Source organism: Mesorhizobium sp. ESP-6-2 (assembly GCF_020164675.1).
Lineage (GTDB): Bacteria > Pseudomonadota > Alphaproteobacteria > Rhizobiales > Rhizobiaceae > Mesorhizobium.
On record NZ_JAIUGT010000002.1, the window covers coordinates 658,387 to 683,150 of the forward strand.

25 protein-coding genes and 1 tRNA gene are annotated in these 24,764 nt (G+C 63.8%); 12 read left to right on the plus strand and 14 right to left on the minus strand.

Annotation, left to right across the window (positions count from 1 at the left end; genetic code table 11):
• Positions 1-10 precede the first annotated feature (10 nt).
• Both LB532_RS08340 and LB532_RS08345 read left to right on the plus strand, forming a co-directional pair.
• A complete protein-coding gene (locus tag LB532_RS08340) occupies positions 11-439 on the plus strand; it encodes a phasin family protein (protein WP_140638987.1) in 429 nt (142 codons plus the stop codon).
• Positions 440-662: 223 nt separating this feature from the next.
• Complete coding sequence (locus LB532_RS08345; RefSeq protein ID WP_140495716.1) at positions 663-1,160, plus strand: MaoC family dehydratase; 498 nt, start codon at positions 663-665, stop codon at positions 1,158-1,160.
• Positions 1,161-1,193: 33 nt separating this feature from the next.
• Here the strand turns inward: LB532_RS08345 and cml are convergent, their stop codons facing one another.
• Both cml and LB532_RS08355 read right to left on the minus strand, forming a co-directional pair.
• Positions 1,194-2,396 carry a CmlA/FloR family chloramphenicol efflux MFS transporter gene (cml, locus tag LB532_RS08350; protein ID WP_140638986.1) on the minus strand — a complete coding sequence of 401 codons (1,203 nt, stop codon included), beginning with the start codon at positions 2,394-2,396 and terminating at the stop codon, positions 1,194-1,196.
• A 236-nt stretch (positions 2,397-2,632) separates the two neighbouring features.
• Positions 2,633-4,093: an MFS transporter gene (locus LB532_RS08355; protein ID WP_224556615.1), complete on the minus strand. Its 1,461-nt coding sequence runs from the start codon at positions 4,091-4,093 to the stop codon at positions 2,633-2,635.
• A gap of 135 nt (positions 4,094-4,228) precedes the next feature.
• Between LB532_RS08355 and LB532_RS08360 the strand changes: the two genes are divergently transcribed.
• On the plus strand, positions 4,229-5,119 hold the full coding sequence (locus LB532_RS08360; RefSeq protein ID WP_140638985.1) for a LysR family transcriptional regulator: 891 nt from the start codon (positions 4,229-4,231) through the stop codon (positions 5,117-5,119).
• A 23-nt stretch (positions 5,120-5,142) separates the two neighbouring features.
• Here LB532_RS08360 and LB532_RS08365 read toward each other — a convergent pair whose 3' ends face one another.
• A complete protein-coding gene (locus LB532_RS08365) occupies positions 5,143-6,546 on the minus strand; it encodes a PLP-dependent aminotransferase family protein (RefSeq protein ID WP_140638984.1) in 1,404 nt (467 codons plus the stop codon).
• Positions 6,547-6,654: 108 nt separating this feature from the next.
• Here LB532_RS08365 and LB532_RS08370 point away from each other — a divergent pair, with 108 nt between their 5' ends.
• Positions 6,655-7,548 carry a DMT family transporter gene (locus LB532_RS08370; RefSeq protein ID WP_140638983.1) on the plus strand — a complete coding sequence of 298 codons (894 nt, stop codon included), beginning with the start codon at positions 6,655-6,657 and terminating at the stop codon, positions 7,546-7,548.
• A 13-nt stretch (positions 7,549-7,561) separates the two neighbouring features.
• Here the strand turns inward: LB532_RS08370 and LB532_RS08375 are convergent, their stop codons facing one another.
• From LB532_RS08375 to LB532_RS08385, 3 genes are all read right to left on the minus strand, one after another.
• Positions 7,562-8,602 (minus strand): zinc-dependent alcohol dehydrogenase family protein, encoded by a 1,041-nt coding sequence (locus tag LB532_RS08375; protein WP_140638982.1) that lies wholly within the window; start codon positions 8,600-8,602, stop codon positions 7,562-7,564.
• Positions 8,603-8,737: 135 nt separating this feature from the next.
• Positions 8,738-9,388 (minus strand): maleylacetoacetate isomerase, encoded by a 651-nt coding sequence (gene maiA / locus LB532_RS08380; RefSeq protein WP_140638981.1) that lies wholly within the window; start codon positions 9,386-9,388, stop codon positions 8,738-8,740.
• Between the two features lie 4 nt (positions 9,389-9,392).
• Positions 9,393-10,091: a fumarylacetoacetate hydrolase family protein gene (locus LB532_RS08385; protein ID WP_140638980.1), complete on the minus strand. Its 699-nt coding sequence runs from the start codon at positions 10,089-10,091 to the stop codon at positions 9,393-9,395.
• A gap of 226 nt (positions 10,092-10,317) precedes the next feature.
• Between LB532_RS08385 and LB532_RS08390 the strand changes: the two genes are divergently transcribed.
• Positions 10,318-11,001 carry a response regulator gene (locus tag LB532_RS08390; RefSeq protein ID WP_140638979.1) on the plus strand — a complete coding sequence of 228 codons (684 nt, stop codon included), beginning with the start codon at positions 10,318-10,320 and terminating at the stop codon, positions 10,999-11,001.
• Between the two features lie 8 nt (positions 11,002-11,009).
• On the opposite strand, the gene LB532_RS08395 is transcribed toward LB532_RS08390, so the two are convergent.
• Positions 11,010-12,350 carry a hybrid sensor histidine kinase/response regulator gene (locus LB532_RS08395; RefSeq protein ID WP_140638978.1) on the minus strand — a complete coding sequence of 447 codons (1,341 nt, stop codon included), beginning with the start codon at positions 12,348-12,350 and terminating at the stop codon, positions 11,010-11,012.
• Between the two features lie 8 nt (positions 12,351-12,358).
• Positions 12,359-13,495 carry an FIST signal transduction protein gene (locus tag LB532_RS08400; protein ID WP_140638977.1) on the minus strand — a complete coding sequence of 379 codons (1,137 nt, stop codon included), beginning with the start codon at positions 13,493-13,495 and terminating at the stop codon, positions 12,359-12,361.
• A gap of 305 nt (positions 13,496-13,800) precedes the next feature.
• On the opposite strand from LB532_RS08400, the gene LB532_RS08405 reads away from it, so the two are divergent.
• From LB532_RS08405 to LB532_RS08425, 5 genes are all read left to right on the plus strand, one after another.
• Complete coding sequence (locus LB532_RS08405) at positions 13,801-14,289, plus strand: (2Fe-2S)-binding protein (RefSeq protein WP_140638976.1); 489 nt, start codon at positions 13,801-13,803, stop codon at positions 14,287-14,289.
• A gap of 97 nt (positions 14,290-14,386) precedes the next feature.
• A complete protein-coding gene (locus tag LB532_RS08410; protein ID WP_140638975.1) occupies positions 14,387-16,735 on the plus strand; it encodes a xanthine dehydrogenase family protein molybdopterin-binding subunit in 2,349 nt (782 codons plus the stop codon).
• Positions 16,736-16,841: 106 nt separating this feature from the next.
• Positions 16,842-17,639, plus strand: coding sequence for an FAD binding domain-containing protein (locus LB532_RS08415; RefSeq protein WP_140638974.1), 798 nt, complete (start codon positions 16,842-16,844; stop codon positions 17,637-17,639).
• Positions 17,640-17,831: 192 nt separating this feature from the next.
• Positions 17,832-18,854, plus strand: a complete 1,023-nt coding sequence (locus LB532_RS08420; RefSeq protein WP_140638973.1) for an acyltransferase family protein — start codon at positions 17,832-17,834, stop codon at positions 18,852-18,854.
• 239 nt (positions 18,855-19,093) lie between these two features.
• A complete protein-coding gene (locus tag LB532_RS08425; protein WP_140551427.1) occupies positions 19,094-20,473 on the plus strand; it encodes an OFA family MFS transporter in 1,380 nt (459 codons plus the stop codon).
• Positions 20,474-20,628: 155 nt separating this feature from the next.
• Here the strand turns inward: LB532_RS08425 and LB532_RS08430 are convergent, their stop codons facing one another.
• A complete protein-coding gene (locus LB532_RS08430; protein WP_140638972.1) occupies positions 20,629-21,123 on the minus strand; it encodes a GNAT family N-acetyltransferase in 495 nt (164 codons plus the stop codon).
• The gene (locus tag LB532_RS08435; RefSeq protein WP_140638971.1) at positions 21,120-21,878 is read right to left on the minus strand and encodes a copper homeostasis protein CutC; all 759 of its coding nucleotides are present in this window, start codon (positions 21,876-21,878) and stop codon (positions 21,120-21,122) included. The genes LB532_RS08430 and LB532_RS08435 overlap by 4 nt, the downstream gene beginning before the upstream one ends.
• Before the next feature lie 199 nt (positions 21,879-22,077).
• On the opposite strand from LB532_RS08435, the gene LB532_RS08440 reads away from it, so the two are divergent.
• Together LB532_RS08440 and LB532_RS08445 are read left to right on the plus strand one after the other, a co-directional pair.
• Positions 22,078-22,491, plus strand: a complete 414-nt coding sequence (locus LB532_RS08440; protein ID WP_140638970.1) for an SRPBCC family protein — start codon at positions 22,078-22,080, stop codon at positions 22,489-22,491.
• 123 nt (positions 22,492-22,614) lie between these two features.
• On the plus strand, positions 22,615-23,070 hold the full coding sequence (locus LB532_RS08445) for a carboxymuconolactone decarboxylase family protein (protein ID WP_140638969.1): 456 nt from the start codon (positions 22,615-22,617) through the stop codon (positions 23,068-23,070).
• Between the two features lie 70 nt (positions 23,071-23,140).
• Here LB532_RS08445 and LB532_RS08450 read toward each other — a convergent pair whose 3' ends face one another.
• The 4 genes from LB532_RS08450 to LB532_RS08465 form a co-directional block, all read right to left on the minus strand.
• Positions 23,141-23,587, minus strand: coding sequence for a hypothetical protein (locus tag LB532_RS08450; RefSeq protein ID WP_140639228.1), 447 nt, complete (start codon positions 23,585-23,587; stop codon positions 23,141-23,143).
• A 129-nt stretch (positions 23,588-23,716) separates the two neighbouring features.
• Positions 23,717-23,866 (minus strand): hypothetical protein, encoded by a 150-nt coding sequence (locus LB532_RS08455; protein WP_224556616.1) that lies wholly within the window; start codon positions 23,864-23,866, stop codon positions 23,717-23,719.
• A gap of 60 nt (positions 23,867-23,926) precedes the next feature.
• Positions 23,927-24,172, minus strand: a complete 246-nt coding sequence (locus LB532_RS08460) for a hypothetical protein (protein ID WP_140638968.1) — start codon at positions 24,170-24,172, stop codon at positions 23,927-23,929.
• Positions 24,173-24,537: 365 nt separating this feature from the next.
• Positions 24,538-24,612: transfer RNA gene (locus tag LB532_RS08465), tRNA-Asn, on the minus strand.
• Positions 24,613-24,764 lie beyond the last annotated feature (152 nt).

The window sequence follows — 24,764 nt, forward strand, 5'->3', positions numbered from 1 at the left end:
GCAGATGAGCATGGCCAAACAACCGGCTTCCGATTCCTTCACGGACATGTTCGGCCGGTTCGGCCGTGACCTGAAACTGCCCAATGTCGATGTCGAGGCGATCCTCGCGCACCACCGCAAGAACCTTGAAGCGTTGGAGAAATCGGCGCGGGCAAGTGCCGCCGGCGCGTCGTCGCTGTTCTCCAGGCAACGCGAGATGCTGCAGGACACGCTGCGCGAAATCGCCGACATGACGCAAGGCTACAGAGCGCCCGGCACGCCGCAGGACCTGATGGCCAAACAGACTGAGTTCGCCAGGAAATCCTTCGAGACCACGTTGAAGAATGCCAGCGAAGTGGCCGAGCTGGCCAGGAAATCCGGCACCGAATCGGTCGACATCCTGCGCATGCGCATCAAGGAGGCGATGGAGGAAATCCGCGCCGGCTTCGAGAAGAAGTAGCTCGCGTGCCAAAGACTGATTGCCTGCCAGCCCTGCGCTCGGCGAAGGTTTGTTTGCATGCTCTCTCATCGACCCGCCACGCTGTTGCACCGGGCAAATACGGGTTGACATAGGCGATGCCAGGATTCACGTCGATTCCGGGGGAACGGAATCATGCAGGGCGAATTGACAGGAGCCGCCGGTTCGTGGTCCGGAAGCGTTGGAAGCCATCGGGAAAACAGGAATGACCGAAATACGGCCTAAGACGCCGCCGACCTACGAGCAGTTGAGGACGATGTCCGGGCAGGAGCTCGGCGTCTCGGAATGGACGACAGTCGACCAGAACCGTATCAACCAGTTCGCCGAATGCACCGGTGACCACCAATGGATCCATGTCGACCCGGAACGGGCGCGGCGGCAAAGTCCATTCCGCACGACGATCGCGCATGGCTACCTGACGCTGTCGATCATCGGCGCGCTGGCGCTCGGCATGGGAATCGTGCCCGAGAACACGCAGGCCGCCTTCAACTACGGCTTCGACAAGGTGCGATTCCTGGCGCCGGTCAAGGTGGGCGCACGCATCCGGCTGCGCACCACGCTGCTGTCCATGGAGGACAGGGGGCCGGGCCAATACCTGATGAAGGCCGCCAACACCGTCGAGATCGAGGGCGAGGAAAAGCCGGCGCTGACGGCCGAGACGCTGGTCATGCTCTATGAGCGCCGCAAGCGGGCAGGGGCCTGAGCGGCGGTCCGTCAGGCCCCTGGGTCATCTTCGTCAGGCGTTCTTTGCCTGCCGGCTCGGCAAAAGGCTGAGGGCGCCCAGCGTCATCGCCGCAAAAACAGCGGCATAGCAGGCCAACGGCCACGCGGTGTCGCCGCCCAGCAGGAGGACGAAAAACGTGCCGGCAATGCCGACGATCAGGCTCTGGACGCAGAAATAGAGCGCCACCGCGGTTCCCGCGACATCCGTGAACGCCTCGAGTGCGCCATTGGCCGTGACCGAGGCGGCAAAGACGATGCCCGCCGCCATCATCCAGGTCGGCAGGATGAAGGTCGCGAAGGAGGGCGCGGCGAACAACTGCCCGATCGCCAGCATTGCGGCGCCGACAAGCAACATCGCCATGCCGCGCGCCAGGCTGCCCGCGATCCCCCAGCGGCCGGTGAAGGCTTTGGCGAAGCGGGTGGTTGCGATCATCACCAATGCCGCCGTGGCAAAGGCGAAGCTGAAGCCGATCTGCGAGAAGCCGGCGCGATCGATCAGAACCCGGGGCGCCGTCGAAAAGAACACGAAGAACGTGCCCATCGCCGCAGCGAAGCCGAGCGTGTAGGTCCAAAAGGCGAAGCTGCCCAGGATCGACGGAAATACGGCGTGCGGCCGGTCGCCATTCGAGGGCTTCGTCTCATGCCATCGCAGCCACGCCTGGAACGTGGCCAGCATGGCCAGGACGGCGAGCGTGATGAAGATCGCGCGCCAGCCGAAGCTGTCGGCGATCAAGGTGCCGGCGATCGGTCCCAATGCCGGCACGAAGGCCAGCATCGAGCTGAGCAGGCCGTAGATCACCGTGCCTTCGTGCCGCTGCGCGTAGACGTCACGGACCGTTGCAAAGGTCGCGACCAGAACAGCCGATGCGCCGATGGCTTGCAGGACGCGCAGGGCAACGAAGGCTGTCGCCAACGACGTGCCGGCCAGCAGAAACGAAGCGCCTGCAAACAGCAGCCCGCCGCCGATCAGCACCGGGCGCCGGCCAATCCTGTCGGAGATCGGGCCGAACACGAGCTGGCCGAGGCCAAGCGTGACCATATAGAGGCTGAGCGTCAGCTGGATGACATCAGGGGTCGTGCCAAGAGCTGCCGGCATTGCCGGAACCACCGGCAGATAGATGTCCATGGCCAGCGAGGCAAGAATGTCGAAGGGCGCCATCAGCAGCAGCGCCGACGGCAAGGAGTAAGCCCATATCGGGCGTTTTGGATAAAACATGGTCGAGGATCCGCACAAATGATGAGATTTGGCGGCGACCTGCCGGTGATTCAGAATGGAAATGACGGGGCAGATAGCCGCAACAACGAGATGTTGTCGCGGCTTACTCGTCTGCTGACTTGCTGGCTCCCATACCGCTGCCCCGAATGATCTTGCAGCCGTCCATTCGGCTGTGTGTCGTTCACCTATCAGGCGAGGACCGGCCGGGCAACCTCCAGGCTACGCAGCGCGGCAAGTCAGGGGATTTCGGGCGCAGCACCGCCGACGGCGCGAGCCGAAGCCAGCGCCAGCACCAGCGCCGCCAGCGTCAGGGCCGTTGCCGTCTGGAAGGTCACCTGCATTCCGCTGGCCGCCGCCGCTGACGTCAGCATGCCTTGGCCGCCGGCTTCGCGTCCTCCGGCCGATGCGGCGGCGAATATGGCGCCCATGACGGAGGCGCCCGTAATGAGGCCAAGGTTGCGCGACAGATTGAGCAGGCCGGAGATGACGCCGCGTTGACCGCCGCCGACGCTGCTCATGACGGCGGCGTTGTTCGCTGTCTGGAACAGGGCATAACCGAAGCAGGTCACGGTGATGGGGACGACATAGCTGGCGATGCCGAGTGTCGTTATCGCCAGGGACAGGAGGAACGTGCCCGTGGCAAGACCGAGCAGGCCCGCGACCATCATCCTTTTGGCTCCGAAGCGATCGGCAAGGCGTCCGGCAAGCAACGCCGACAGCGCTGAGACCAGCGGGCCTGTCGAGAGCACCAGTCCGGCGTTTGGCGCGTCCAGTCCGAGCCCGCGCGAGAGATAGAACGGCGCAACCACCAAGGTCGCCATCATCACGGTGGCGACGATCAGGTTCATGGCCAGGCTGGCGCTCAGCGAGAGATCGCGGAAGGCGGAAAGCTCGACCAATGGGTTTTTCGCCACCCTTTGCGTCGTGGCGAACAGGAAGATGCCGATGCCAGCCGCGATCAGCAGGCCGATATCGATGAGCCCGAAACTGCCTCTACCCATCGTCATCGCCAGCGCGTAAGCCGCCAATGTCAGGGCCAGCAGGCCCGTGCCCAAACCATCGAAGCTGGCTTGACCGGTCCGCGCCGTCCGGTTGCCGGCAGGCAAAGCACGCCAGGCCATTGCAAAGGTCAGGATGCCGAGCGGCACGTTGACCAGGAAGATCGAACGCCAGCCGAGAGCGGCGATCAGCAGGCCGCCCAAGGAAGGGCCGAGCGTGGTGCCGATGGCCGACATGGCGCCGAGCAGGCCCATGGCGCTGCCGGTTCTGGCCTTGCTCACCGTCTCGGCGACAAAGGCCAACGTCAGTGCCATCATCAGCGCCGCGCCAAGCCCTTGGACCGTCCGCGCCGCGATCAGCAGCCGCAAAGCCGGCGAGAGGCCGCAGAGCACGGATGCCGATGTGAACAGCGCGATGCCGAAAAGCAGCAGCGGCCGCCGCCCGAGTATGTCGGCGAGGCGCCCGGCACTGACGATCAGGATCGTGATGGCGAGCAGATAGGCAATCACGACCCATTGCACCTGTTGGAATGAGGCATCGAATGCCTGCATCAGCGCGGGAAGGCCGACGCTGGCGATGCTGGTGCCAAGCGACGACAGCAGCGTGGCCAGCGACAGGCTCGCCAGCGCCCATCCAGCCGATGGGATTTTCTGTGCGACCGATGCGTGATCGTTGCGATGTTGCTCAGTGACTGCCACGGCGATCTCCTTTGTCGGCTTCAGGTCGAAGCTTCGAAGATCTAATCGTTTGCGTGATGTGGCGGAACGCGCAGCATTTGCATTGTATTCGTGCATCACGCGCCACATCAGTGGATTTCGTGCTAGGATCGACCCATGTCGCCGCCCGATCTCAATCTGCTCGTCGCCCTCGATGTCCTGCTGGACGAAGGCAGCGTGGCGCGTGCGGCGAAGCGATTACGGCTCAGCCCCTCGGCGATGAGCCGCACGCTGGCACGCCTGCGCGCGGCGACGGGAGATCCGCTACTGGTGCGCGCCGGTCGCGGCCTGGTTCCAACGCCACGCGCGCAGAAACTGCGCCAGAAGGTCGGCCGTGTGGTTCAGGATGCGGAAACGCTGCTGCGCCCGGCCCAGCTGCTTGATCTGCCGGGCCTGGAGAGGACCTTCACGCTGCGCACCAATGAAAGCTTCGTCGAGGAGTTCGGGCCGCGCCTGATCGCCCGTATCCAGGCCGACGCACCGGGCGTGCGGCTGCGTTTCGCGCCGAAGTCGGACAAGGATATGACGTCGCTGCGCGAAGCGGCGATCGACCTGGAAGTAGGCGTGGCCGGCGAGACCGGGCCGGAGGTGCGCATCCAGGCGCTTTTTCGCGACCGTTTCGTCGGTGCCGTACGCAGCGGCCATCCGCTCGGCCAGGGCGCGATGACGCCGGAACGCTATGCGGCTGGCCGCCACATCAACGTTTCGCGGCAGGGCCGCGAAAGAGGGCCGATCGACGAGGCCTTGAGCCGGCTCGGATTGCAACGGACGGTCGTGTGCATGGCTTCCGGTTTTTCGGCCGCGCTCGCCATGGCGCGCGCCTCGGACCTGATCGCCAGCGTGCCCGAGCGGCATACGCAAGGCGCGCGCGCCGGCATGCCGAGTTTTTCCCTGCCGGTCGACATCCCGGCGGTCACCATTTCCATGCTCTGGCATCCGCGGCTCGATGCCGATCCGGCGCAGCGCTGGCTGCGCGGTTGCGTGCGCGACATCTGCATGAAGTCGTGATCGCGCAAGCCGTGCCTTGACCGTCAACCCCGCATGGCTGCTTCCAGCGTCCTGAAAATCCGCTCGTCCGTGGACTGGGCGACGTTGAAGCGCAGGAAGCGGCTGGCCGATTGCGACAGGCTGAACGCGTTGCCGGGTGCGAGCACGACATTGTCGGCCAGAGCGCGGCGGGCGACTTCAGCCGCATCGACCCCATCAGGCAAGCCGCACCACAGGAACAGCCCGGCCGGCTGGTCTATCCAGGGCGTGATGCCGATTGCCTTCAGCCGGGCGCTTGTCTCGCCCATGGCGCGCGAAAGCCGGGCGCGCAGCAGATCCATGTGCTTGCGGTAGCTGCCGTCCCTGAGCAAGGTCAGCACCAATTCGGCTGCGAGCCGCCCGCCGCCAAAGGTGGTGGCGATCTTGAGGTCGGCCAGCCCTTCCATCCAGTCACGGGGCGCGGCGATGAAGCCGCAGCGTATCGAGGCCGAAAGCGTCTTGGAGAAACTGCCGATATGGACGACACGCTCGAGACCGTCGAAAGCCGCGAGCCTCGGGGCAGGGGTGTGTTCGAAATCGGCGAAGATATCGTCCTCGACGATGGTCAGGTCCGATTGATCGGCGAGCTTGAGCAGCCGGTGCGCGGTGACCGGCGACAGGATCGCGCCGGTCGGGTTGTGGATGGCGGAGTTGGTGATGTAGAGGCGCGGCCGATGCTCGGCCAGCGCCTGCGCGAACAAGTCGATATCCGGTCCCGATGGCGTATAGGGGACGCTGACGACCTTGGCCTGATGGGCACGCAACAGTGCGTGGAAATTGAAATAGCAGGGATCGTCGACCAGCACTGTATCGCCGGGTTCGAGCAGGAACCGGCACAGCAGATCGATGGCCTGCGTGCCCGATTCCGTCAGCATGATCTGTTCGGGGGAAGCCTCGATGCCATGCGTGGCCATGCGCCGCGCCAGCAATTGGCGCAGCGGCGGCAGCCCGAGCGGCGTGCCGTAGTCGGCAAGGGCCACATCATCGGCGCGCGCCACGGTGCGCAGCGCGCGACGTAGCGCTGCCTGCGGCATCCACGAGGCGGGTAGCCAGCCACAGCCGGGCTTCAGCGTCTCATCGCCCGCTTCCAGCGACTGCCGCGAAACCCAGAGCGGATCGACGGCGCGATCGAGTCGGGGGCCGATCTCGGCCAGCGACAGCGGCGCCAGCGATCCGGCGGCATAGAAGCCGGAGCCTGGCCGAGAACGGATCGCGCCTTCCGCCGCCAGTCGCTCATAGGCCTCGACCACTGTCGATTTGGAAACCTGCATGGATTTGGCGAAGGCGCGGATAGAGGGCAATCGGGCGCCAGGCGTGAGGCTGCGCGCGGCAATTCGCTGGCGGATCGTGGCCATGACGCCTTCGACAAGGGTTCCGCTGTTGTCGAATCTCGCGGGTTGTTCGTCCATCTGTACCTTCCGGCAAACCATTACAGTTTTGTTGAATTGTACTGCATTGTCTCTGGTGACGCCATGGGCATGGGCCCGATAGAGGGCGCAGTGGATGGAGTGCCTGCAATGGACAAGACGACGAGCGGCTGGATGAGCGGATTCATCGGCGTGTTGATCTTCAGCGGCTCCTTGCCGGCAACGCGCGTGGCGGTGATGGATCTCGATCCGACGTTCCTGACGTCGGCGCGCGCGGTTATAGCCGCCTTCCTCGGCCTCGGGCTGCTGCTCGTCTTCCGCGAGAAGCGCCCGGAGCGTCACGACCTGATGTCGCTTGTCATCGTCGCGTTGGGTGTGGTGGTCGGCTTTCCCTTGCTGACAGCCTTGGCGCTGAAGCATGTCACCTCTGCTCATTCCATCATCTTCGTCGGACTGCTGCCGCTGGCGACCGCGATCTTCGGCGTGCTGCGCGGGGGCGAGAGGCCGAGACCGGCCTTCTGGCTGTTCTCATGCCTCGGCAGCGCGCTGGTGGGCGGGTTTGCCCTTGCGCAAGGCGTGACTGCCTCGCCGGTTGGCGACGCACTGATGCTTGCCGCCATCATCGTGTGCGGCCTGGGCTACGCAGAAGGCGCCGCGCTGTCGCGCAGGCTGGGCGGCTGGCAGGTGATCTGCTGGGCGCTGGTGTTGTCGCTGCCGGTCATGCTGGTGCTGACCGTGGTAACCCTGCCACCGTCCTTCGCCACGGTCGGGACCAATGCCTGGATCGGGCTTGCCTATGTCTCGCTGTTCAGCATGCTGATAGGCTTCGTGTTCTGGTATCGCGGCCTCGCGCAAGGCGGCATCGCCGCCGTGGGGCAGTTGCAACTGCTGCAGCCCTTCTTTGGCCTCGCCCTGGCGGCGACACTGCTGCATGAACAGGTCAGCCCCATGATGGTCGTCGTCACGCTCGGCGTGGTGCTGTGCGTGTTCGGCGCCAAAAAGTTTGCCAAGCGGGACCTGCCACGGCCCGCGACTGTTGGATGACGGGCGCGGCTGGCTAGAACTTCGTCACCACACCGATGCCGATACCTTCAAAACCGCCCATCGCCATCAGCGCGGCGGGCGCTTCCTCAAGGCTGATCTTCTTGCCGACCAGAAGCTCGGGTTTCAGCTTGCCGGTGCGGATCATCTCCATCATCGCGGGGTAGCGGTAGGCCTGCATGCCGTGGCTGCCGAGGATTTCGAGCTCGAACGCGATCACCTTGTCCATCGGCACCTGCGGGCGGGCGTGATCGCCCAGCATCAGGCCGACCTGCACATGGCGCCCGCGCCGGCGCAGATTGGCGATCGAATTGAACGAGGTGGTGGGATGGCCGAGCGCATCCATGGACATATGCACGCCCCCGTTGGTGATCTGCTTGACCGCCTTGACGACGTTCGGGGTCGTCGCCGCGTTGATGGTCGCCACCGCGCCGATCTTCCTGGCGAAGTCCAGCTTCTCTTCGGTGAGGTCGATGGCGATGACATTGGCGCCCATGGCGCTGGCGATCATGATCGCCGACAGGCCGACGCCGCCGCAGCCATGCACCGCCACCCATTCGCCCGGCGTCACCCGGCCCTGGTCGACGATGGCGCGGAACGAGGTGACGAAGCGACAGCCGAGGCTGGCGGCAGTGGCGAATTCCATCTCGTCGGGCAAGCGCACGAGGTTGGTGTCGGCCTGCTCGATGGCGACATATTCGGCGAACGAGCCCCAGGCGTTGAAGCCCGGCTGGGACTGGTGCTCGCAGACCTGGTGATTGCCGGACGTGCATTCGAAGCAATGGCCGCAGCCGACGGCGAACGGGACGGTGACGCGCTCGCCAGCCTTCCAGCGGGTCACCTGCTTGCCGGCGGCTACCACGACGCCGGCCAGCTCGTGACCGGGGACATGCGGCAGGCGGATATCTGCATCATGGCCCATCCAGCCATGCCAGTCACTGCGGCACAGGCCTGTCGCCTCGACCTTGATGACGACGCCGTCCGGCGCCGGCTTCGGATCGGGAACGGTCTGGATCGTCGGCTCTTCGCCGAATTTTTCGAAGACGACGGCTTTCATCGGCAACTCCACCTTGCGCGCACTTCGGGAAACGATAGCCGATTCCCTGGCCGGTCAAGCGGAAATCGATTCCGCCAGACAAGTCGGCCGTTTGCGCATACGCCGATGGCGACGCTGCGCCCCGCCGAATGACGGTTACTCGGCATCGATCTGGTTTTGCGGCGCGGCGTTCTGGAAGGCCGGCAGGACCATGCAGGCGGCGTTGATGCGCGAGATCGTCGGATAGGGCGCCATATCGACGCCGAAACGGGCATTGCTGGTGACCTGTGCCGCCAGGCAGATATCGGCTAGCCCCGGCGTGTCGCCGTGGCAGAACGTGCCGGTCTCGGGCGAAGCCATCAACAGGTCTTCGAGTGGCTTGAAACCCTCGTTGACCCAGTGCCGGAACCAGTTGGCGACATCCTCGTCGCCGGCGCCGAACACGGTTCGCAGCGCGGTCAGGATACGCAGATTGTTCACCGGATGGATATCGCAGGCAATCATCTGCGCCAGCATCCTGACACGGGCGCGCCCAACTGCGTCGTTCGGCAGCAGAGGCGGTTCGGGCGTCGTCTCATCGAGAAATTCGATGATCGCCAGCGATTGCGTCAGCAGGGTGCCGTCGCCCAGGATCAGCGCTGGCACCAAGCCCTGCGGGTTGACCGCGAGATAGGCCGGTTCGAGATGCTCGCCATGGCGCAGGTGATGCGGCACGTAGTCATAGGTCAGCCCCTTCATCTCCAGCGCAATCCGCACCCTGTAGGAGGTGGAGGAGCGGTAGTAGTTGTGAAGGACGATGTCGCTCATGCGTTCACCGATTTGGCTGGCCGATGGTCACTTCGATTGTGCCGATGCCGTCGACGCCGCCGGTCATCGTCTCCCCAGGGTTGACCGCGCCGACGCCGGCCGGCGTGCCGGTGAAGATGAGGTCGCCCGGCTGCAATTCCATGCCTTCGCTGCAGATCGAGACGATGTCGGAGATCGGCCAGATCAACTCGGCGAGGTCGGCGTCCTGCCGGATCTTGCCGTCGACGGCCAGCCAGATACGGCCTTGGCTCGGATGGCCGGATTTTTGCGCGGGAACCAGAGGACCGCACGGCGCGGAGCGGTCGAAAGCCTTCGACCAGTCCCAGGGCCGCGCCGCCTTCTTGGCTTCGTCCTGGAGATCGCGGCGAGTGAGGTCGATGCCGACGGCATAGCCCCAGACATGATCCAGCGCCTGGGCGCGCGGGATGCGGAAGCCCGGCTTGCCGATCGCGGCCACCAGTTCGATCTCATGGTGCAGGTTGGTCGTCAGCGGCGGGTAGGGGATCGTGGCGCCGGAGTCGGCCACCGCGTCGGCCGGCTTGGTGAAGAAGAAGGGTGGATCGCGCTCGTCATTGCCGAACTCCCTGATATGCGCGGCGTAGTTGCGCCCGACGCAGAAGATGCGGCGCACCGCAAATCGTTCGTTCGAGCCGGCCACTGCGACCGAGGGCGTTGGCGGAGCGGGGAGGGCAAAGGCGGTCATGGTCTGTCTCTGCAGTTGGATGACGGGGTCGCGGGCACCTTCGGCCGAATTAAGGGGTCGGGCAAGGCGTCGCTTTTCATAAAGCATTGGCCTGCCGGCCCCTATAAGGAATCCGGAGTTTCCATCACTTTCGCGGCGATGCATCCTCCGTTGGGATAGACTATTTGCCAATAAGTCGGCCATGGTCGCGGGATTATGCTGAGGTCGGCAAACCGAAACGAGCCACATGACAGCAGCCACTGACAGCGCCCGATTCCTGATCATCGACGATCATCCGCTGTTTCGCGAGGCGCTGCACAGCGCCGTGCAGATGGCCTATCCCGAGGTCGACACGGTGGAGGCGCGCTCTATCGCCGAGGCACTCGAGCTGCTGGCCGGGACAAAGCCGTTCGATCTTGCCCTGCTCGATCTCAGCATGCCCGGCGTGCACGGATTCGAGGGGTTGCTGCAGCTTCGGACCCGCTATCCGCGCCTGCCCGTGGTCATCGTGTCCGGCTACGAGGAGCCCAAGATCATCTCCGAGGCGCTGTCCTACGGTGCTGCCGGCTTCATCCCGAAATCGGCGCGCAAGAGCGATCTGGCCAACGCTATACGCTCGGTTATGGAAGGCGCCATCTATGTTCCGGAAACTTATGAGGGCCGCCCGCCCGACGCCGACAGCACCGACCGCGCCGACATGGTGCAGCGCCTTTCGACATTGACGCCGCAGCAGTTGCGCGTGTTGCAGATGCTACGCCAGGGCCTGCTCAACAAGCAGATCGCCTATGAGTTGCAAGTGGGCGAGACTACAGTCAAGGCGCACGTCTCGGAGATCCTGCGCAAGCTCAACGTCTACAGCCGCACGCAAGCGGTGATCGAGGTTTCGAAGCTTGATAATGCGGAGCTTTTCAGGGATCAGGCGGGTTTTTAGGGGCAGGTCTAAGCCAGCAGATGGGCCAGCAGCGCCCTTAGTTGCGCGGGCTTGACCGGCTTGCGCATCAGCTCGATGCCGCCGGCCCGCGCCGCCTTCGCGACGGCTTCGGAACTGTCGGCGGTGACGATCAGTGCCGGTACCGCGCGGCCAAGATAGCGGCGGACCTTCGATATGGTGGTGGTGCCGAGATCGCCGCCGTCGAGGTGCTGGTCGGCTATGACGATGTCCGGCACCCAGTCCGTGTCGCCGAGCATGTCGAGCGCGTCGTCGGTCGAGGTCGCGGCGCGCACCAGGCATTGCCAGCGTTCGAGCAACGAGGTCATCGCCTGCAGCACCTCGACATCGTTCTCGACCAGCAGAACCTTGGTGCCGAACAGGCCGTAGCCGCGCGGCCGCTCCAGGCTTGCAGCGCTGGCGATGGCGTCGGCCGTGGCACCGATGCCGACGGGGACATCGATGTGAAAAATCGTGCCGCGGCCGACCTTCGAGGAAAACGTCACGGGATGTCCGAGCGCGCCGGCGATGCGCCGCACGATGGCCAGCCCAAGGCCGAGGCCGCCGCCGGCGAGTTCGGCATTGGCAGGCATGATGCCGCGATGAAATTCCTCGAACACGGCCTCGCGCTGGTCGTCGGGAATGCCGCAGCCGGTGTCGGCGACATCGATGCGGATGGCATCGCCGCGGTGCCTGGTGCCGACAAGGACGCCGCCCGAGCGGGTATAGCCCAGCGCATTGGAGAGGATGTTCTGCAGGATGCGGCGCAACAGCGTGCGATCGGAGCGGACCACGGCGTTGACGGCGCGGAATTTCAGCGACAGGCCCTTCAGTTCGGCCACAGGTTCGAAATCCGACCGCAGCGACGAGAACAGCGCCTCCAGGCTGACGTCGCCAATGTCGGGCTGGACCACGCCCGCATCGAGCTTGGAGATGTCGAGCAGCGTGCGCAGCAGGTCCTCCATCGTCTCCAGCGAGCGCTCGACCTGCCGCACCAGTTTCCGGCCCTCGTCGCTGGTCTGCACTTCGGCAAGGGCGGAGACGGACAGATGCGCCGCATTCAACGGCTGCAGCACGTCGTGGCTGGCCGCAGCGAGAAAGCGGGTCTTGGACAGGTTCGCCTGCTCGGCATTTTCCTTGGCGGCGCTGAGGTCGATGTTCGATTGCTCCAGCCGCCGCAAGGTCGAGTGCAGTTCCTCGGTGCGGGCGCGTACCCTGCTTTCCAGGGAGATCGCGGTCTGGAACAGCGAGAAGGCGTTGCCTTGCTGGTCCATCGAACGCTCGACGCGGCTGACCAGCGCGGCGTTGATCTTTTTCAGCCTGTCGGGATCGTCTATGTCCTTAAGGGGCACGGCAGCGCTCACTCGGCGGCCGGGCGCTCGCCGAAGGCGATGCCGGTGAAGGTCTGGTTGAGATGCATCGACCGGTATTGTTCGCCATAGGTGCCGAAGCCGATGACGTTGTTGACCCGGTAGAGTTCGGAAATCTCGCGAAAGACCTGGCGGTTGCGCGCATCCAGCCGGCGCAGGACACAGTCGAAGCCGATGATCATGTCGATGCCGCCAAGCCTCGCCTCGACGTCGAGCAGAGCCGCGCGGGTCGATTCCACCATGTCCTTGGGTTGGGCGATCGACAGCACGACACCATCGTCGATGGCGCAGAAGAACGATAGCGAGCCGTCCGCATGCATCTTCTGGATAGAGCGGCAGTAATATTCACCGCCTACCTTCACCACCACCGGATGCGAGGCGAAGCTCAGCGGCGTCAGCGTCTGCGCGACGATGCCGACCGAAGCGGCATATTCCTCGGCCGCAATGGTGGCATTGAACTCGCGCACGATGCGGTGATCGGGATCGGACGCGGTGACCACCAGCTTTTCGTCGGTGGGAACGAAATTGTCGGTCTTAAAGACATGGAAAGGGATTTCCGTGGCGACCAGCACGATGATGGCGCTGTCGGAGGTGACCCTGCCGTTGGAGATCAGGCTCGTCGTCTCGAATTTCAGGTCGTCACCGGCGGAACCGCCGAGCAGCGGTATGTCATCGAGGCCCCAATGGATGGCCGAACTCACCGCTTCCTCGGCATAGGACAGTCCGTCGATGAAACAGAGCGCGAAGGTGTTCCTGGTCCGCTCGCCGCCGATGCGCCCATGCAGCGTGCGTCTCAGATCCTCGACATCACCAGTGACCCTGTCCAAGCCCGATGACGACAGGTTGTCGACCGTGGTGCTGACCGCGGTGAACGACGCCGAAGGGAGCAGCATGGCGAGGATATGGCCTTCCTCGAGGCCCTGCGGCGTGATTTCGCCGGCAGTCGAGCAGCCGGCGTAGTGTAGCGCCGGCGCATGGGCCGCGATTGCGCGCGAAAGGGCGCCGGCCTCGACAAGGCGCTGGGAAAAGAACAACAGGGCGAAGCCGGCCTCGATGGCGGCCGCCTCCGCCGCTACCGCGCGTGCGAAGACGTCCGGGTCGGGCTCGTCCGTGGTCAGCGCCGACAAACCGCATGCGTAGCGCGTCCGTGAAACGGTCAGCGACGTTCTCCCGCATTTCCTCCGACGCTGCCTGTGCGCGGCTGTTTATGTGCTTCTTGCGCGCCAGCGTCGAAAGCCATTGTTGCCGCCAATCGGCATTTTGGCAATGGGGCGAGGGGAATGGGTGTTCCGCCCTGCCATGGCCGAAAGTACAATGATACGGCTTTTGCGCCGCGCTGTTTTTTACGGCTTGTGCGGTGTACGAATAACGCATGGCCGAAGCCAACACCGCGTCGGCAGTGTGATGACCAAGGTGATGCCAGGGAGGATTCATGTCGGACGTTTCGTTGATGGTGAACGGAAAACAGGTCCGCGGTGCGGCCGAGGACCGAACGCTGCTGGTTCACTTCTTGCGGGAGAATCTCGGTCTCACCGGTACCCATGTCGGTTGCGACACCTCGCAATGCGGCGCCTGCGTCGTCCAGGTCGACGGCAAGGCGGTGAAATCCTGCACGATGCTCGCGGTGCAGGCGTCCGGATCGAGTGTGGTGACGATCGAAGGGCTTGCCAAAGGTGCCGACCTGCATCCCGTGCAGGCGGCGTTCAAGGAGCATCACGGACTGCAATGCGGCTTCTGCACGCCGGGCATGATCATGACGGCGGCCGATATGATCAAGCGCCACCCCGAAGGCCTCGACGAAGCGACGGTGCGCGCAGAGCTCGAGGGCAACATCTGCCGCTGCACCGGCTACCACAACATCGTCAAGGCGATCCTCGCCGCATCGGAGGGGATGAGCGGCAAGGTCAGGCAAGCGGCGTGAGAAAGGGGTGAGTAGTGAGGAGTGAGTAGTCGGTCCGAACCGGCGCCGATCTTCACTACTCACTACTTCCTGCTCACTATTTCGGGAGGAATTTCTGATGGGCATTGAAGGTGTCGGCGCTCGCGTGGCGCGCAAGGAAGACAAGCGGTTCATCACCGGCGCCGGCCGCTATGTCGACGACATGGTGGTGCCCGGCATGAAACATGCGGCCTTCGTGCGCAGCCCGCACGCGCATGCCCAGATCGTGAAGATCGACGTCGACAAGGCTCAAGCCATGCCGGGCGTCATCGGCGTGCTGACGGGCAAGGAGTTGAAGGCCGACGGCATCGGCAATCTCATCTGCGGCTGGATGATACATTCCAAGGACGGCTCCCCGATGAAGATGGGAGCCTGGTCGCCGCTGGCGGTCGACAAGGTTCGCTATGTCGGCGATGCGGTCGTCGTCGTGGTCGCCGACACCAAGGGGCAGGCGCGCGACGCCGCCGAAGCAGTCGAGATCACCTACAATGAACTCGAGGCGGTGGTGGATGCGACGAAGGCGCTCGAAAAGGGCGCTCCGCAACTCCATCCGGAAGCCGAAAACAATCTGATCTTCGACTGGGAGATCGGCGACGCCAAGGCGACCGACGCGGCGATCAAGGCGGCTTCCCACGTCACCCGCATGAAAATCGTCAACAACCGGCTGGTGCCCAACGCCATGGAGCCGCGGGCAGCGCTGGGCCACTACGACAGAGCGGAAGACCATTATACCTGCTGGACGACCTCGCAGAACCCGCATGTCGCGCGGCTGGTGATGAGCGCCTTCTACAACATTGCGCCGGAAAACAAATTGCGCGTCATCGCGCCCGATGTCGGCGGCGGCTTCGGCTCCAAGATCTATATCTATCCGGAAGAGATCGTCTGCCTGTGGGCGTCCAAGAAAACCGGCGTGCCGGTGAAGTGGGTGGCCGACCGCACCGAAAGCTTCCTCTCCGACGCACATGGTCGCGATCATGTCTCGACAGTGGAAATGGCCTTCGACAAGAACAACAGGATCACCGGCCTCAAGGTCGACACGTTGGCCAATCTCGGTGCCTACATGTCGTTGTTCTCGTCCTGCGTGCCGACCTATCTCTATGCGACGCTGCTGTCGGGCCAGTACGACATCCCGGCGATCCACGCCAATGTCCGCACGGTCTACACCAACACGGCACCCGTCGATGCCTATCGCGGGGCAGGGCGTCCCGAAGCCACCTATCTCATCGAGCGCACGATGGAAACCGCGGCGCGGGAACTCGGCATGTCGCCGGCGGAGCTTCGGCGGACCAACTTCATCACCACGTTTCCGCACCAGACGCCGGTCATCATGAACTATGACGCCGGCGACTATGGCGCCTCGCTCGACGCGGCCATGGAGGCCGCCGACTATGCCGGCTTTGCCGGACGCAAGGCGGAGGCCGCGAGGAACGGCAAGCTGCGCGGCATCGGCATGAGCTGCTACATCGAAGCATGCGGCCTGGCGCCGTCGGCCGCGGTGGGCTCGCTCGGCGCCGGCGTCGGCCTTTGGGAATCGGCCGAGGTGCGCGTCAACGCCGCCGGCACCATCGAGGTGCTGACCGGCTCGCACAGCCACGGCCAGGGCCATGAGACGACCTTCGCGCAACTGGTCAACGAACGGTTTGGGGTGCCGATCGACAGCGTCTCGATCGTCCATGGCGACACTGACAAGGTGCAGATGGGCATGGGCACCTACGGCTCGCGCTCGGGCGCGGTCGGAATGTCGGCGATTGCCAAGGCGCTCGACAAGGTCGAGGCCAAGGCCAAGAAGATCGCGGCGCATCTGCTCGAAGCCGACGAGGGCGACATCGTCATCGAGAACGGCGCGCTGAAGGTCGCCGGCACCGACAAAAACGTGCCGTGGTTCCAGATGGCGCTGGCGGCCTATACCGCTCATAATTTGCCCGGTGGCATGGAGCCGGGATTGAAGGAGACGGCGTTTTACGACCCGTCCAATTTCACCTTTCCGGCCGGCTGCTACATCTGCGAGGTCGAGATCGATCCGGATACCGGAACGACCGAGATCATCCAGTTCGTCGCAGCCGACGATTTCGGCAACATCATCAACCCGATGATCGTCGAGGGCCAGGTGCATGGCGGCATCGCGCAGGGTATCGGCCAGGCACTGCTCGAAGGCGCCCACTATGATGCCGACGGCCAGCTTCTGACCGCGAGCTACATGGACTACACCATGCCGCGCGCGGACGACCTGCCTTCGTTCAAGGTCTCGACCTCGAACACGCCGTGTCCAGGCAATCCGCTCGGCATCAAGGGCTGCGGCGAGGCCGGCGCTATCGGCTCGCCGCCGGCGGTGATCAACGCCATCACTGACGCCATAGGAATCGCGGATATCGCCATGCCGGCTTCGCCGTCTACGGTGTGGGCCGCGATCCGTGCGGCGAAGCATTGAAAAGCGAGTAGGGAGTAGCGAGTGGGGGAAAAGCGTGATGCGAAGGGAAGGTCCTATTCGCTAACTCGCTCTACCCTATTCGCTCTTTCCCGAAGGGAGAGAGACAATGTACGCAGTCAATTACCACCGCGCCGCCTCGGTCGCCGATGCTGCGAAGCTCGTCACGGGCGGCGACGCCAAGTTGCTGTCGGGCGGCATGACCCTGATCCCGGCCATGAAGACGCGGCTGGCGGCCCCTTCCGATGTCGTCGACCTGTCGCGGATCAAGGAGTTGCAAGGCGTGACAGTGTCCGGCAGGACAGTCACGATCGGCGCCGCCACCACGCATTTCGATGTTGCCAGCGACGACAAATTGAAACAGGCCTGCCCGGCGCTCGCGCATCTGGCATCGCTGATCGGTGATCCGGCGGTCCGCTATAGGGGCACAATCGGCGGCTCGATCGCCAACAACGACCCGGCGGCCGATTATCCAGCGGCCATGCTGGCGCTAAATGCCACCATCACTACCAACACGCGCCAGATCGCCGCCGACAAGTTCTTCACGGGCCTGTTCGAGACGGCGCTGGAGGACGGCGAAATCATCACGGCCGTCACCTTCACCGCGCCGGCAAAAGCAGCCTATGAAAAATTCCGCAATCCGGCCTCCCGCTACGCCATTGTCGGCGTGTTCGTGGCCAAGGGTGAGGACGGCATCCGCGTGGCCGTGACCGGCGCCGGCGACGATGGCGTCTTCCGCTCGAAGGAGATCGAGGCCGCGCTTGCGAAGGACTTCGTGGCTTCGGCGCTCGACGGCGTCAAGGTGCCGGCGACCAAGCTGATGAGCGATATCCACGCTTCCGCCGACTACCGTGCCAATCTGGTCGCGGTCATGGCCAAGCGCGCGGTGGCCGCCGCGAACGCCTGATTCCTTTCTGATCCCTGTCAGGCGGGAGAGGGACTTCGCGCCCCTTTTCCGCAGACAGCGCATTGTGGCAATCTCGCACTTGCACAAAGCGATATTGCACTGCACTATGCCGGCGATCAAACGCGAGCCGGGTTCGGAGTGTTCATCACGACCTGCGACCCTATTCGCATGTTTCAATGCGAAGGGAGCGGCATGACCGACATCTCCGCGACGCATGTTGTGCCGCCAAGACCCGTCGCCGACAGATCCGCCAGGACAAGACTGGCCTATCTCGACGGCTGGCGCGGACTTTCGATCGCGCTGGTGCTCATTGGCCATTTCTTTCCCGTTGCAGGGATCAATCTCGGCGTGCTGGGCGTCGAATTTTTCTTCGTGCTCAGCGGCCGGCTGATGGCCGAGATCCTGTTCGTCGAGCGCTACCCGCTGAAGAAGTTCTTCAAGCGCCGCTTCTCCCGCATCTATCCCGCACTGCTGGTGTTCGTGATCGTTTCCATGATTGCGCTGTCGGGCACGTTCATCGCCTTCAAATGGAAGGCGGCGCTGACGGCGCTGACATTCACCTACAACTATGCCGGAATTCTCGTGAATCGCGCCGGCGCGCTCGACCACATCTGGTCGCTCTGTGTCGAAGAGCATGCCTACATCATCCTGGCCGCGATCAGCGCGTTCGTCGCAAGCCGCAGCCGCGTCATCCCGCTGCTCCTGGTGCTGGCGGTGCTGGCCATGGCAAACGGTGCCGTTTCGTACTGGTTCCTGCACATGGATTACGAAACCACATATTGGCGCACCGACGTGCATATTGCGTCGATCCTGCTGTCGGCCGCCATCTGCCTGCTGAAGACCGACGGCAAGCTGCCGGCCCTGTTGAAGGGCCCCTATGTGGCGGTGGCGGCAGCGATCGCGGCGGTGCTTCTGTTCATGGACCCGGTACCGACCCCGATCCACTATCTGGTCGCCGTGCCGCTGCTGGCGCTTGCCGTCAACGCTCTCGATTTCAGCACGAGATTGTTTTCCGGACTGCTGTCGTCCTGGCCTATGGCGACGCTGGGCCTATGGTCCTATTCGCTCTATCTGTGGCAGCAGCCATTCTACAAATTCGTCTATGAGCGAGGCAGCGACCCTTGGCTGATGCTGGCTGGGGTCTTTGCCTGCGCGCTCTGCAGCTATTATGTCATCGAGCGGCCGTCGCGTGAGTGGCTGAACCGCAACTGGTGAGTGACGCCGCAGTGTCCCTCCCTTGCGTTGCATAGCGGCCAAGGTCAGCCTCGCTTGATGCCGCCTGTTCGGCAGCTTGTTTGGTAAGTTCGTCCTAATATAGCCAGGGGTGACCTGGCGATCTGCTTGCCGGATAGCCCGATGTCCTTAGACATTGGTATTATGGCAGCTCTTCCTTGTTGTCCCGCCCCGTGCTCCGCCTAGTTTATTCGAATCGGAGCATTGCATGGGAGGATGGAATGGCAACGACCAGGGAAAACGCCGGCGGCTGGCTCGACCGCTCGCGCACGATCGCCGAGCCCGGTTTCAGCAGATGGATGGTGCCGCCGGCGGCGTTGTGCATTCATCTCTGCATCGGTCAGGCCTACGCGTTCAGCGTCTTCAACCTGCCGATGTCGAAACTGATCGGTATCACCGATTCGGCGCCCGATGATTGGAAGCTGACCGGACTCGGCTGGATTTTTTCGATCGCGATCCTGTTTCTTGGCCTCGCGGCAGCCTTCGGCGGCGGTTGGCTGGATCGCGTCGGCCCGCGCAAGGCGATGGTCGCGGCCGCCTGCTGTTTCGGCGGCGGTTTCATCGTGTCGGCGCTCGGCGTCACCTTGCATCAATTGTGGATCATCTATCTCGGCTACGGCGTCCTGGGCGGCATCGGCCTCGGGCTCGGCTACATCTCGCCGGTCAAGACGCTGATCACCTGGTTTCCCGACCGGCCGGGCATGGCGACAGGCATGGCGATCATGGGGTTTGGCGGCGGAGCCTTCATCGCTTCGCCGCTTTCGGTCTATCTGTTGAAGCTGTTTTCGACCCCGCAGCATATCGGTGTCGCCGAAACCTTCATCGTGCTGGGCATCGTCTACTTCATCTTCATGCTGATCGGCGCTGTCATCGTCAGGGTGCCGCCCGATGGCTGGCGTCCGGCCGGCTGGACGCCGCCGGCGACACAAAACACGATGGTCACAACCGCCAACGTCCATCTCGACGACGCGTTGAAGACACCGCAGTTCTGGCTGCTGTGGGGCGTGCTGTGCCTCAATGTGACGGCCGGCATCGGCGTCCTCGGCCAAGCCTCCGCCATGAGCCAGGAGATGTTCCCGGGACGCATCACGCCGGCGGCTGCCGCCGGCTTCGTCGGCCTGCTGTCGATCTTCAACATGCTCGGCCGCTTCTTCTGGGCGTCGACCAGCGACTATATCGGCCGCAAGACGACCTACGCGGTCTTCTTCGTGCTGGGCGTGATCCTTTATGCGGTGGTGCCGTGGACGGGCCAGTCGGGCAACGTGTTCCTTTTCGTGCTGTTCTATGGCGTCATCTTGAGCATGTATGGCGGCGGCTTTTCCACCATTCCGGCCTATCTGCGCGATGTCTTCGGCGTGCGGTATGTCGGCGCCATCCATGGCCGCCTGCTGACGGCGTGGTCGGTGGCCGGCGTGCTGGGGCCGGTCCTGGTCAACTACATCAGGCAGTACCAGATCGATGCCGGGGTGGCGAAGGCCGATGCCTACACGGTCACCATGTACATCATGGCCGGCCTGCTCGTCGTCGGTTTCCTGCTCAACCTGATGATGCGGCCGGTGAATGCACGGTTCCACATGAAGGCCGAACCGGCTGCAGCGTAAGGAGAGTGACCATGGCGCAAGACAACAGCAATTCTGTCAAATTGGTCCTTGCCTGGCTGCTGGTCGGCATCCCGCTGTTGTGGGGGTTCTGGACGACGCTGGTCAGTGCGGCGGCGCTGTTCCAGTAATGGTGGAGACCTGGAAAGGAGCAGCGCTCAGGCGATGATCGGCCTGACGTAGTAGCGCACAGCCTTCTTGCCGCCGTGGATCACCGCGTCGCCGACCTCGGTGAAGCCGAGCGCGGCATGGAAGGCGTCCGAAGCCGGGTTGGGCGGTTCGGCATTGACCTCGCATGCGACCAGTGCGTGGCCGGCGCGCGTGGCGTGCTCAAACAGGTCCTGGTAGAGCAGGCGGGCATGGCCGCGGCCACGGGCTTGCGCCGCCACCACCACACGATCGACATAGACGAAGCGCTCGTAGCGTTCGCGAAACCAGAGAAAATTCGGACTGTCGTACCGGGCCCCCTGATCGAAGGTCATGATGAAGGCTTCGAGCGCGCCGATGCGGCGCGCATAGAACGCCTCGCCAAGCAGGAAAGACAGGCGCTCGGGCTCAAGCCACGACAATTCGGCGGCATGCTCGTTGTTGAGCGCGAGTATGGCCGCTTCGTCGCTTCGCGAGACACGGCTGATCGGGGAGAGGGCGGTCATGCCTTGGCCGCCGCGATCGTCGCTGCCACAAGCGGCGTATCGGTTAGCGTGTTGCGATACTCGCGGTCGAGATCGGAGCCGCCCATGCCGACCTTTGGATTGCGGTAGCGCATTGCGCTGGGCACGCCCTTGAGGGCGGCGAAATGCATTTCGGATAGTCCAGTCCTTTGCCGCACCTCGGCAATGTTGCCGAGATCGAGCCCGCCGCAGCCGAGAATGACGATGCGGTCGCCCCCCTGTCGCACCAGGTCCGCCAACAGCGACAAGCCCTCCATCGCCGTGTCGCGTTGGCCGCTGGTCAGCACGCGGCCGACCTTGCAACGGATCAACGCTTCCAACGCCTCGGCCGGGTCGCGCGTCATGTCGAAAGCGCGGTGACAAGTGACGTTGAGGCCACCGGCGGCCTCCGTCAATTCGCTCATACGGCGCTCGTCGATGGTGCCTTCGGCGGTGAGGCAGCCGAACACCACGCCTGATACACCGAGGTCGCGCAGGGCGGCTACGTCGGCCAGCATCGAACGGTACTCGGTTTCGCTGTAGAGAAAATCGCCGCCACGCGGCCGCACCATGACATGGAACGGCACGGTCGCCTGGTCGAGGGCGGCGCGCACGGTTCCCAGGCTCGGCGTGATGCCGCCTTCGACGAGGCTGGCGCACAGTTCGACCCTGTCGGCGCCGCCGGCCTGTGCTGCCAGGAGGCCATCAATGCCCTCGACACAGATTTCGATCAGCGGCGGGCGGACTTCTTCAGTCAAGGTGTGATCCTGTCCATGATGTTGTGAGAAGCCCGTAGCACCCGGGCGGCGGGCGCGAAAGCAGGAACAGCACGTCGCATTGGACCAGGGGACATTTCCCTGCTTGACAGTCTTATAACTACGTGGTTATGAGTTAACCCATAGCCATCGGGTTATTGATCCCGAGCGGCCGCTCGACAACGACTAAGAGGAGCAGGGCATGACGCAGACCAAATCGATCGTCGTTGAACGGCTGATTCCGCATTCGGCGGAGAAGATATGGCGTGCGCTGACGGTGCCCGAACTTGTCGCAGAATGGCTCATGCAGAACGACTTCGCGCCGCAAGAGGGGCATCGCTTCACGTTCCGCGCTTCACCGGTACCGGGCTGGTCGGGGGTGACGAAGGTCGAGGCGCCACGCCTGCTTGCCTATAGCTGGGGTGACGGAAGCGAATCCGACAGCGGGCTGAAAACCGTGGTGACCTGGTCGCTCACGCCTGAGGGCGCGGCGACCCGGGTGCGGATGGAGCACTCGGGATTCCGGCCGGCCGACGAGCGTGGATATGTCGGCATGGGAAGCGGCTGGCCGCGTATTCTTGAGCGGCTTGAGCAGGTGGCTGCGAAGCAAGGCTGAGCGCCGACTCTCCTCGACCACTCGGCGGGCATGGCCGGCGAACCACAACAAGTCTCCCGGATGCGCCGCTTGCGGGCATGGCAAACCACGCCCTGGACAAACGTTTCAAAACGGAGAAAGACCATGGAAGCCAGGCTCAAGAACCCCGTGATGCTCATCCCCGGCGCCCTGCAGGCACTGCTGGCGCTGGACAAGTCGACCGACGCGGCCGATTTGCCCTATGTGACGCGCAAGCTCGTCCATCTGCGCGCCAGCCAGATCAATGGCTGCTCGGTCTGCGTCGACATGCATGCGCGCGAACTCAAGAAGGCCGGCGAGAAGGACGAACGCATCTTTGCCTTGTCGGCCTGGCGGGAAACGCCGTACTTCACCGATGCCGAACGCGCCGCGCTTGCCCTTGCCGAGGCCGGCACAAGGCTGGCCGACAGAACGGATGCCGTGACGGACGAGGTATGGGACGAGGCCGCCCGGCACCATGACGAAAAGGCGCTTGCCGGGCTCGTCATCCAGATCGCCGTGATCAACGCCTTCAACCGGCTGAACGCCACGACGCGGCAAATGGTCCGCGCCTGGGGCTAGGGCCGCCGCCAAGGCGAGCCGTGCCACGGTGCAATGGACGCTGGAACCGCGGTGCACCGAAGCCGCTTGCCTAGCCCGGCCGGGTCGCGGCCGGCGGCAGTTCGAACAGTTTGGCGCCGTTTTCCTCGCCGCGCTCGACATAGCCGATGGTGCGAAACCATTTTGCGATTTCCGGTCCCGTAAGCCAGCTGCGGGAGTGAATAGGGAGATTGCCGGCGAGCGCCTGGATCTGCCTGATATGCCGCCTGCAGAAACGCACGGTCGCGACCCTGAAAAAGCCCTCGCGCGCGGCGAACAGCGTGTCCGCGGCGTCCCCATGTTCATGCCAGGCGATGATCGCTACGGTCCCGTCGCTGTCGACAAGGGCATGGGCGCGGCCCTCCTTCAGGTTCATCATCAGATTGTCGTAGGCGACCTTGCTGTCCTTGCCGGCGGCGATGTATTCGTCGGACATCCGCTTGGACAAATGGCGAAACACGTCTTCCAGATCGCCGACCGTCGCTGTTCGTGCTCTCATTTCTGCTCCTTGAGCCCCGGCAGGGAGTTTGCTCCAGGAAAAGGCATTCACCAAGCAAAGGGATTTCGCGAAGAACCCAGCCCGAGGAATCGGGTTCCATCGATAAAGATCGGCGACCGGCACGGCATGTCAGTCCGGCCGAGCGGAACCGGATGCGGTGGTCGTGCGCGAGGCAAGCGGCGTGACCACGACAGGCGTGCCGCTGCTGTCCAGCGCGAGGGCGGCGTTTATGGAAAAGGCGGCCCTCAGCAGCAGCACCGATATCAAAATTTTTCGCATCATTCGCTCCAGCCCTGCACCAGCGCGTGGCGCGCGAGCATGGCGACTGAAGCGGAAAAATTAAAGCCCGAAAGAGGGCATCCCAGGGCTGGCATCGTCGTACCCAAGGCGCGCCTTGGGTTTAGCTGCGTCAGTCTGTGGTGAAATACCGGTACCCGTTGCAGTGCAGTCCAATTTCGCCGCCACTGCCGCCTTGATCGACAGGCCGGCACATGCGTCGGCGTTGACCGTTTTCTTCTTCTCGTGGGCCACAGCGGCACTTGAGGTGGCAAGGACGATAGCCGCGCAAACGATAGTCGTTTTCATCAGATCCCCCTTTTTTAGCTTAAGCTAATTATGGAGGGTAACGTAACGTTAACCAACCGTCAACGCGCTGGGACAGTCTGCTTCCTGGGCTTAGATTTTGTGGCTTCGGCTGCTTCGGTGAGCAGGGCTCTTTTGCTTTCGCTCGATTCCGCGAAGGAGCAGCGCATGATCCCTTGGTGAGCTTCATGCGTGCGATAGCCGCTTCGATTTGCCGAGCGGCGGCCTCGCCTTGGCCATGTGGAAGGCTCGGCAGAACGGCCGATTGTCCAGCGCGCTGCAAACCTTCTGTTGCCGCAGATGTCGCCCTGATACGCAAATCGCAAAATTCGCGATTTGGGCTCAGGCCGCGATGTCTTTGAAATTGTTGGCTCCCCGGGCCGGATTCGAACCAGCGACCAACCGGTTAACAGCCGGTTGCTCTACCACTGAGCTACCGGGGAACAGAGGCTCTCATGCGAGTGGCGCAGCCTATAGCAAACCCTTTTCGGCTTTGCAAAGAACCATTTCGCATTTTTCCGAGACTTTTTCGCTCAGGCGTTTCTCGCAATCGGCGGCGTTCGTCCTCATATTAGCCTCCTTGCGAGGGGCGCGG

Excerpts from the sequence above, each read along its gene's own strand:
- LB532_RS08440 (WP_140638970.1), top strand. The coding sequence starts at position 22,078 with ATGACGCAGACCAAATCGATCGTCGTTGAACGGCTGATTCCGCATTCG.
- LB532_RS08365 (WP_140638984.1), bottom strand. The coding sequence starts at position 6,546 with ATGGACGAACAACCCGCGAGATTCGACAACAGCGGAACCCTTGTCGAA.
- LB532_RS08360 (WP_140638985.1), top strand. The coding sequence starts at position 4,229 with ATGTCGCCGCCCGATCTCAATCTGCTCGTCGCCCTCGATGTCCTGCTG.
- maiA (WP_140638981.1), bottom strand. The coding sequence starts at position 9,388 with ATGAGCGACATCGTCCTTCACAACTACTACCGCTCCTCCACCTCCTAC.
- LB532_RS08420 (WP_140638973.1), top strand. The coding sequence starts at position 17,832 with ATGACCGACATCTCCGCGACGCATGTTGTGCCGCCAAGACCCGTCGCC.
- LB532_RS08405 (WP_140638976.1), top strand. The coding sequence starts at position 13,801 with ATGTCGGACGTTTCGTTGATGGTGAACGGAAAACAGGTCCGCGGTGCG.
- LB532_RS08410 (WP_140638975.1), top strand. The coding sequence starts at position 14,387 with ATGGGCATTGAAGGTGTCGGCGCTCGCGTGGCGCGCAAGGAAGACAAG.
- LB532_RS08390 (WP_140638979.1), top strand. The coding sequence starts at position 10,318 with ATGACAGCAGCCACTGACAGCGCCCGATTCCTGATCATCGACGATCAT.
- LB532_RS08460 (WP_140638968.1), bottom strand. The coding sequence starts at position 24,172 with ATGAAAACGACTATCGTTTGCGCGGCTATCGTCCTTGCCACCTCAAGT.
- LB532_RS08425 (WP_140551427.1), top strand. The coding sequence starts at position 19,094 with ATGGCAACGACCAGGGAAAACGCCGGCGGCTGGCTCGACCGCTCGCGC.
- LB532_RS08445 (WP_140638969.1), top strand. The coding sequence starts at position 22,615 with ATGGAAGCCAGGCTCAAGAACCCCGTGATGCTCATCCCCGGCGCCCTG.
- LB532_RS08430 (WP_140638972.1), bottom strand. The coding sequence starts at position 21,123 with ATGACCGCCCTCTCCCCGATCAGCCGTGTCTCGCGAAGCGACGAAGCG.
- LB532_RS08385 (WP_140638980.1), bottom strand. The coding sequence starts at position 10,091 with ATGACCGCCTTTGCCCTCCCCGCTCCGCCAACGCCCTCGGTCGCAGTG.
- LB532_RS08375 (WP_140638982.1), bottom strand. The coding sequence starts at position 8,602 with ATGAAAGCCGTCGTCTTCGAAAAATTCGGCGAAGAGCCGACGATCCAG.
- LB532_RS08455 (WP_224556616.1), bottom strand. The coding sequence starts at position 23,866 with ATGCGAAAAATTTTGATATCGGTGCTGCTGCTGAGGGCCGCCTTTTCC.
- LB532_RS08415 (WP_140638974.1), top strand. The coding sequence starts at position 16,842 with ATGTACGCAGTCAATTACCACCGCGCCGCCTCGGTCGCCGATGCTGCG.
- LB532_RS08450 (WP_140639228.1), bottom strand. The coding sequence starts at position 23,587 with ATGAGAGCACGAACAGCGACGGTCGGCGATCTGGAAGACGTGTTTCGC.
- LB532_RS08370 (WP_140638983.1), top strand. The coding sequence starts at position 6,655 with ATGGACAAGACGACGAGCGGCTGGATGAGCGGATTCATCGGCGTGTTG.
- LB532_RS08345 (WP_140495716.1), top strand. The coding sequence starts at position 663 with ATGACCGAAATACGGCCTAAGACGCCGCCGACCTACGAGCAGTTGAGG.
- LB532_RS08340 (WP_140638987.1), top strand. The coding sequence starts at position 11 with ATGGCCAAACAACCGGCTTCCGATTCCTTCACGGACATGTTCGGCCGG.
- cml (WP_140638986.1), bottom strand. The coding sequence starts at position 2,396 with ATGTTTTATCCAAAACGCCCGATATGGGCTTACTCCTTGCCGTCGGCG.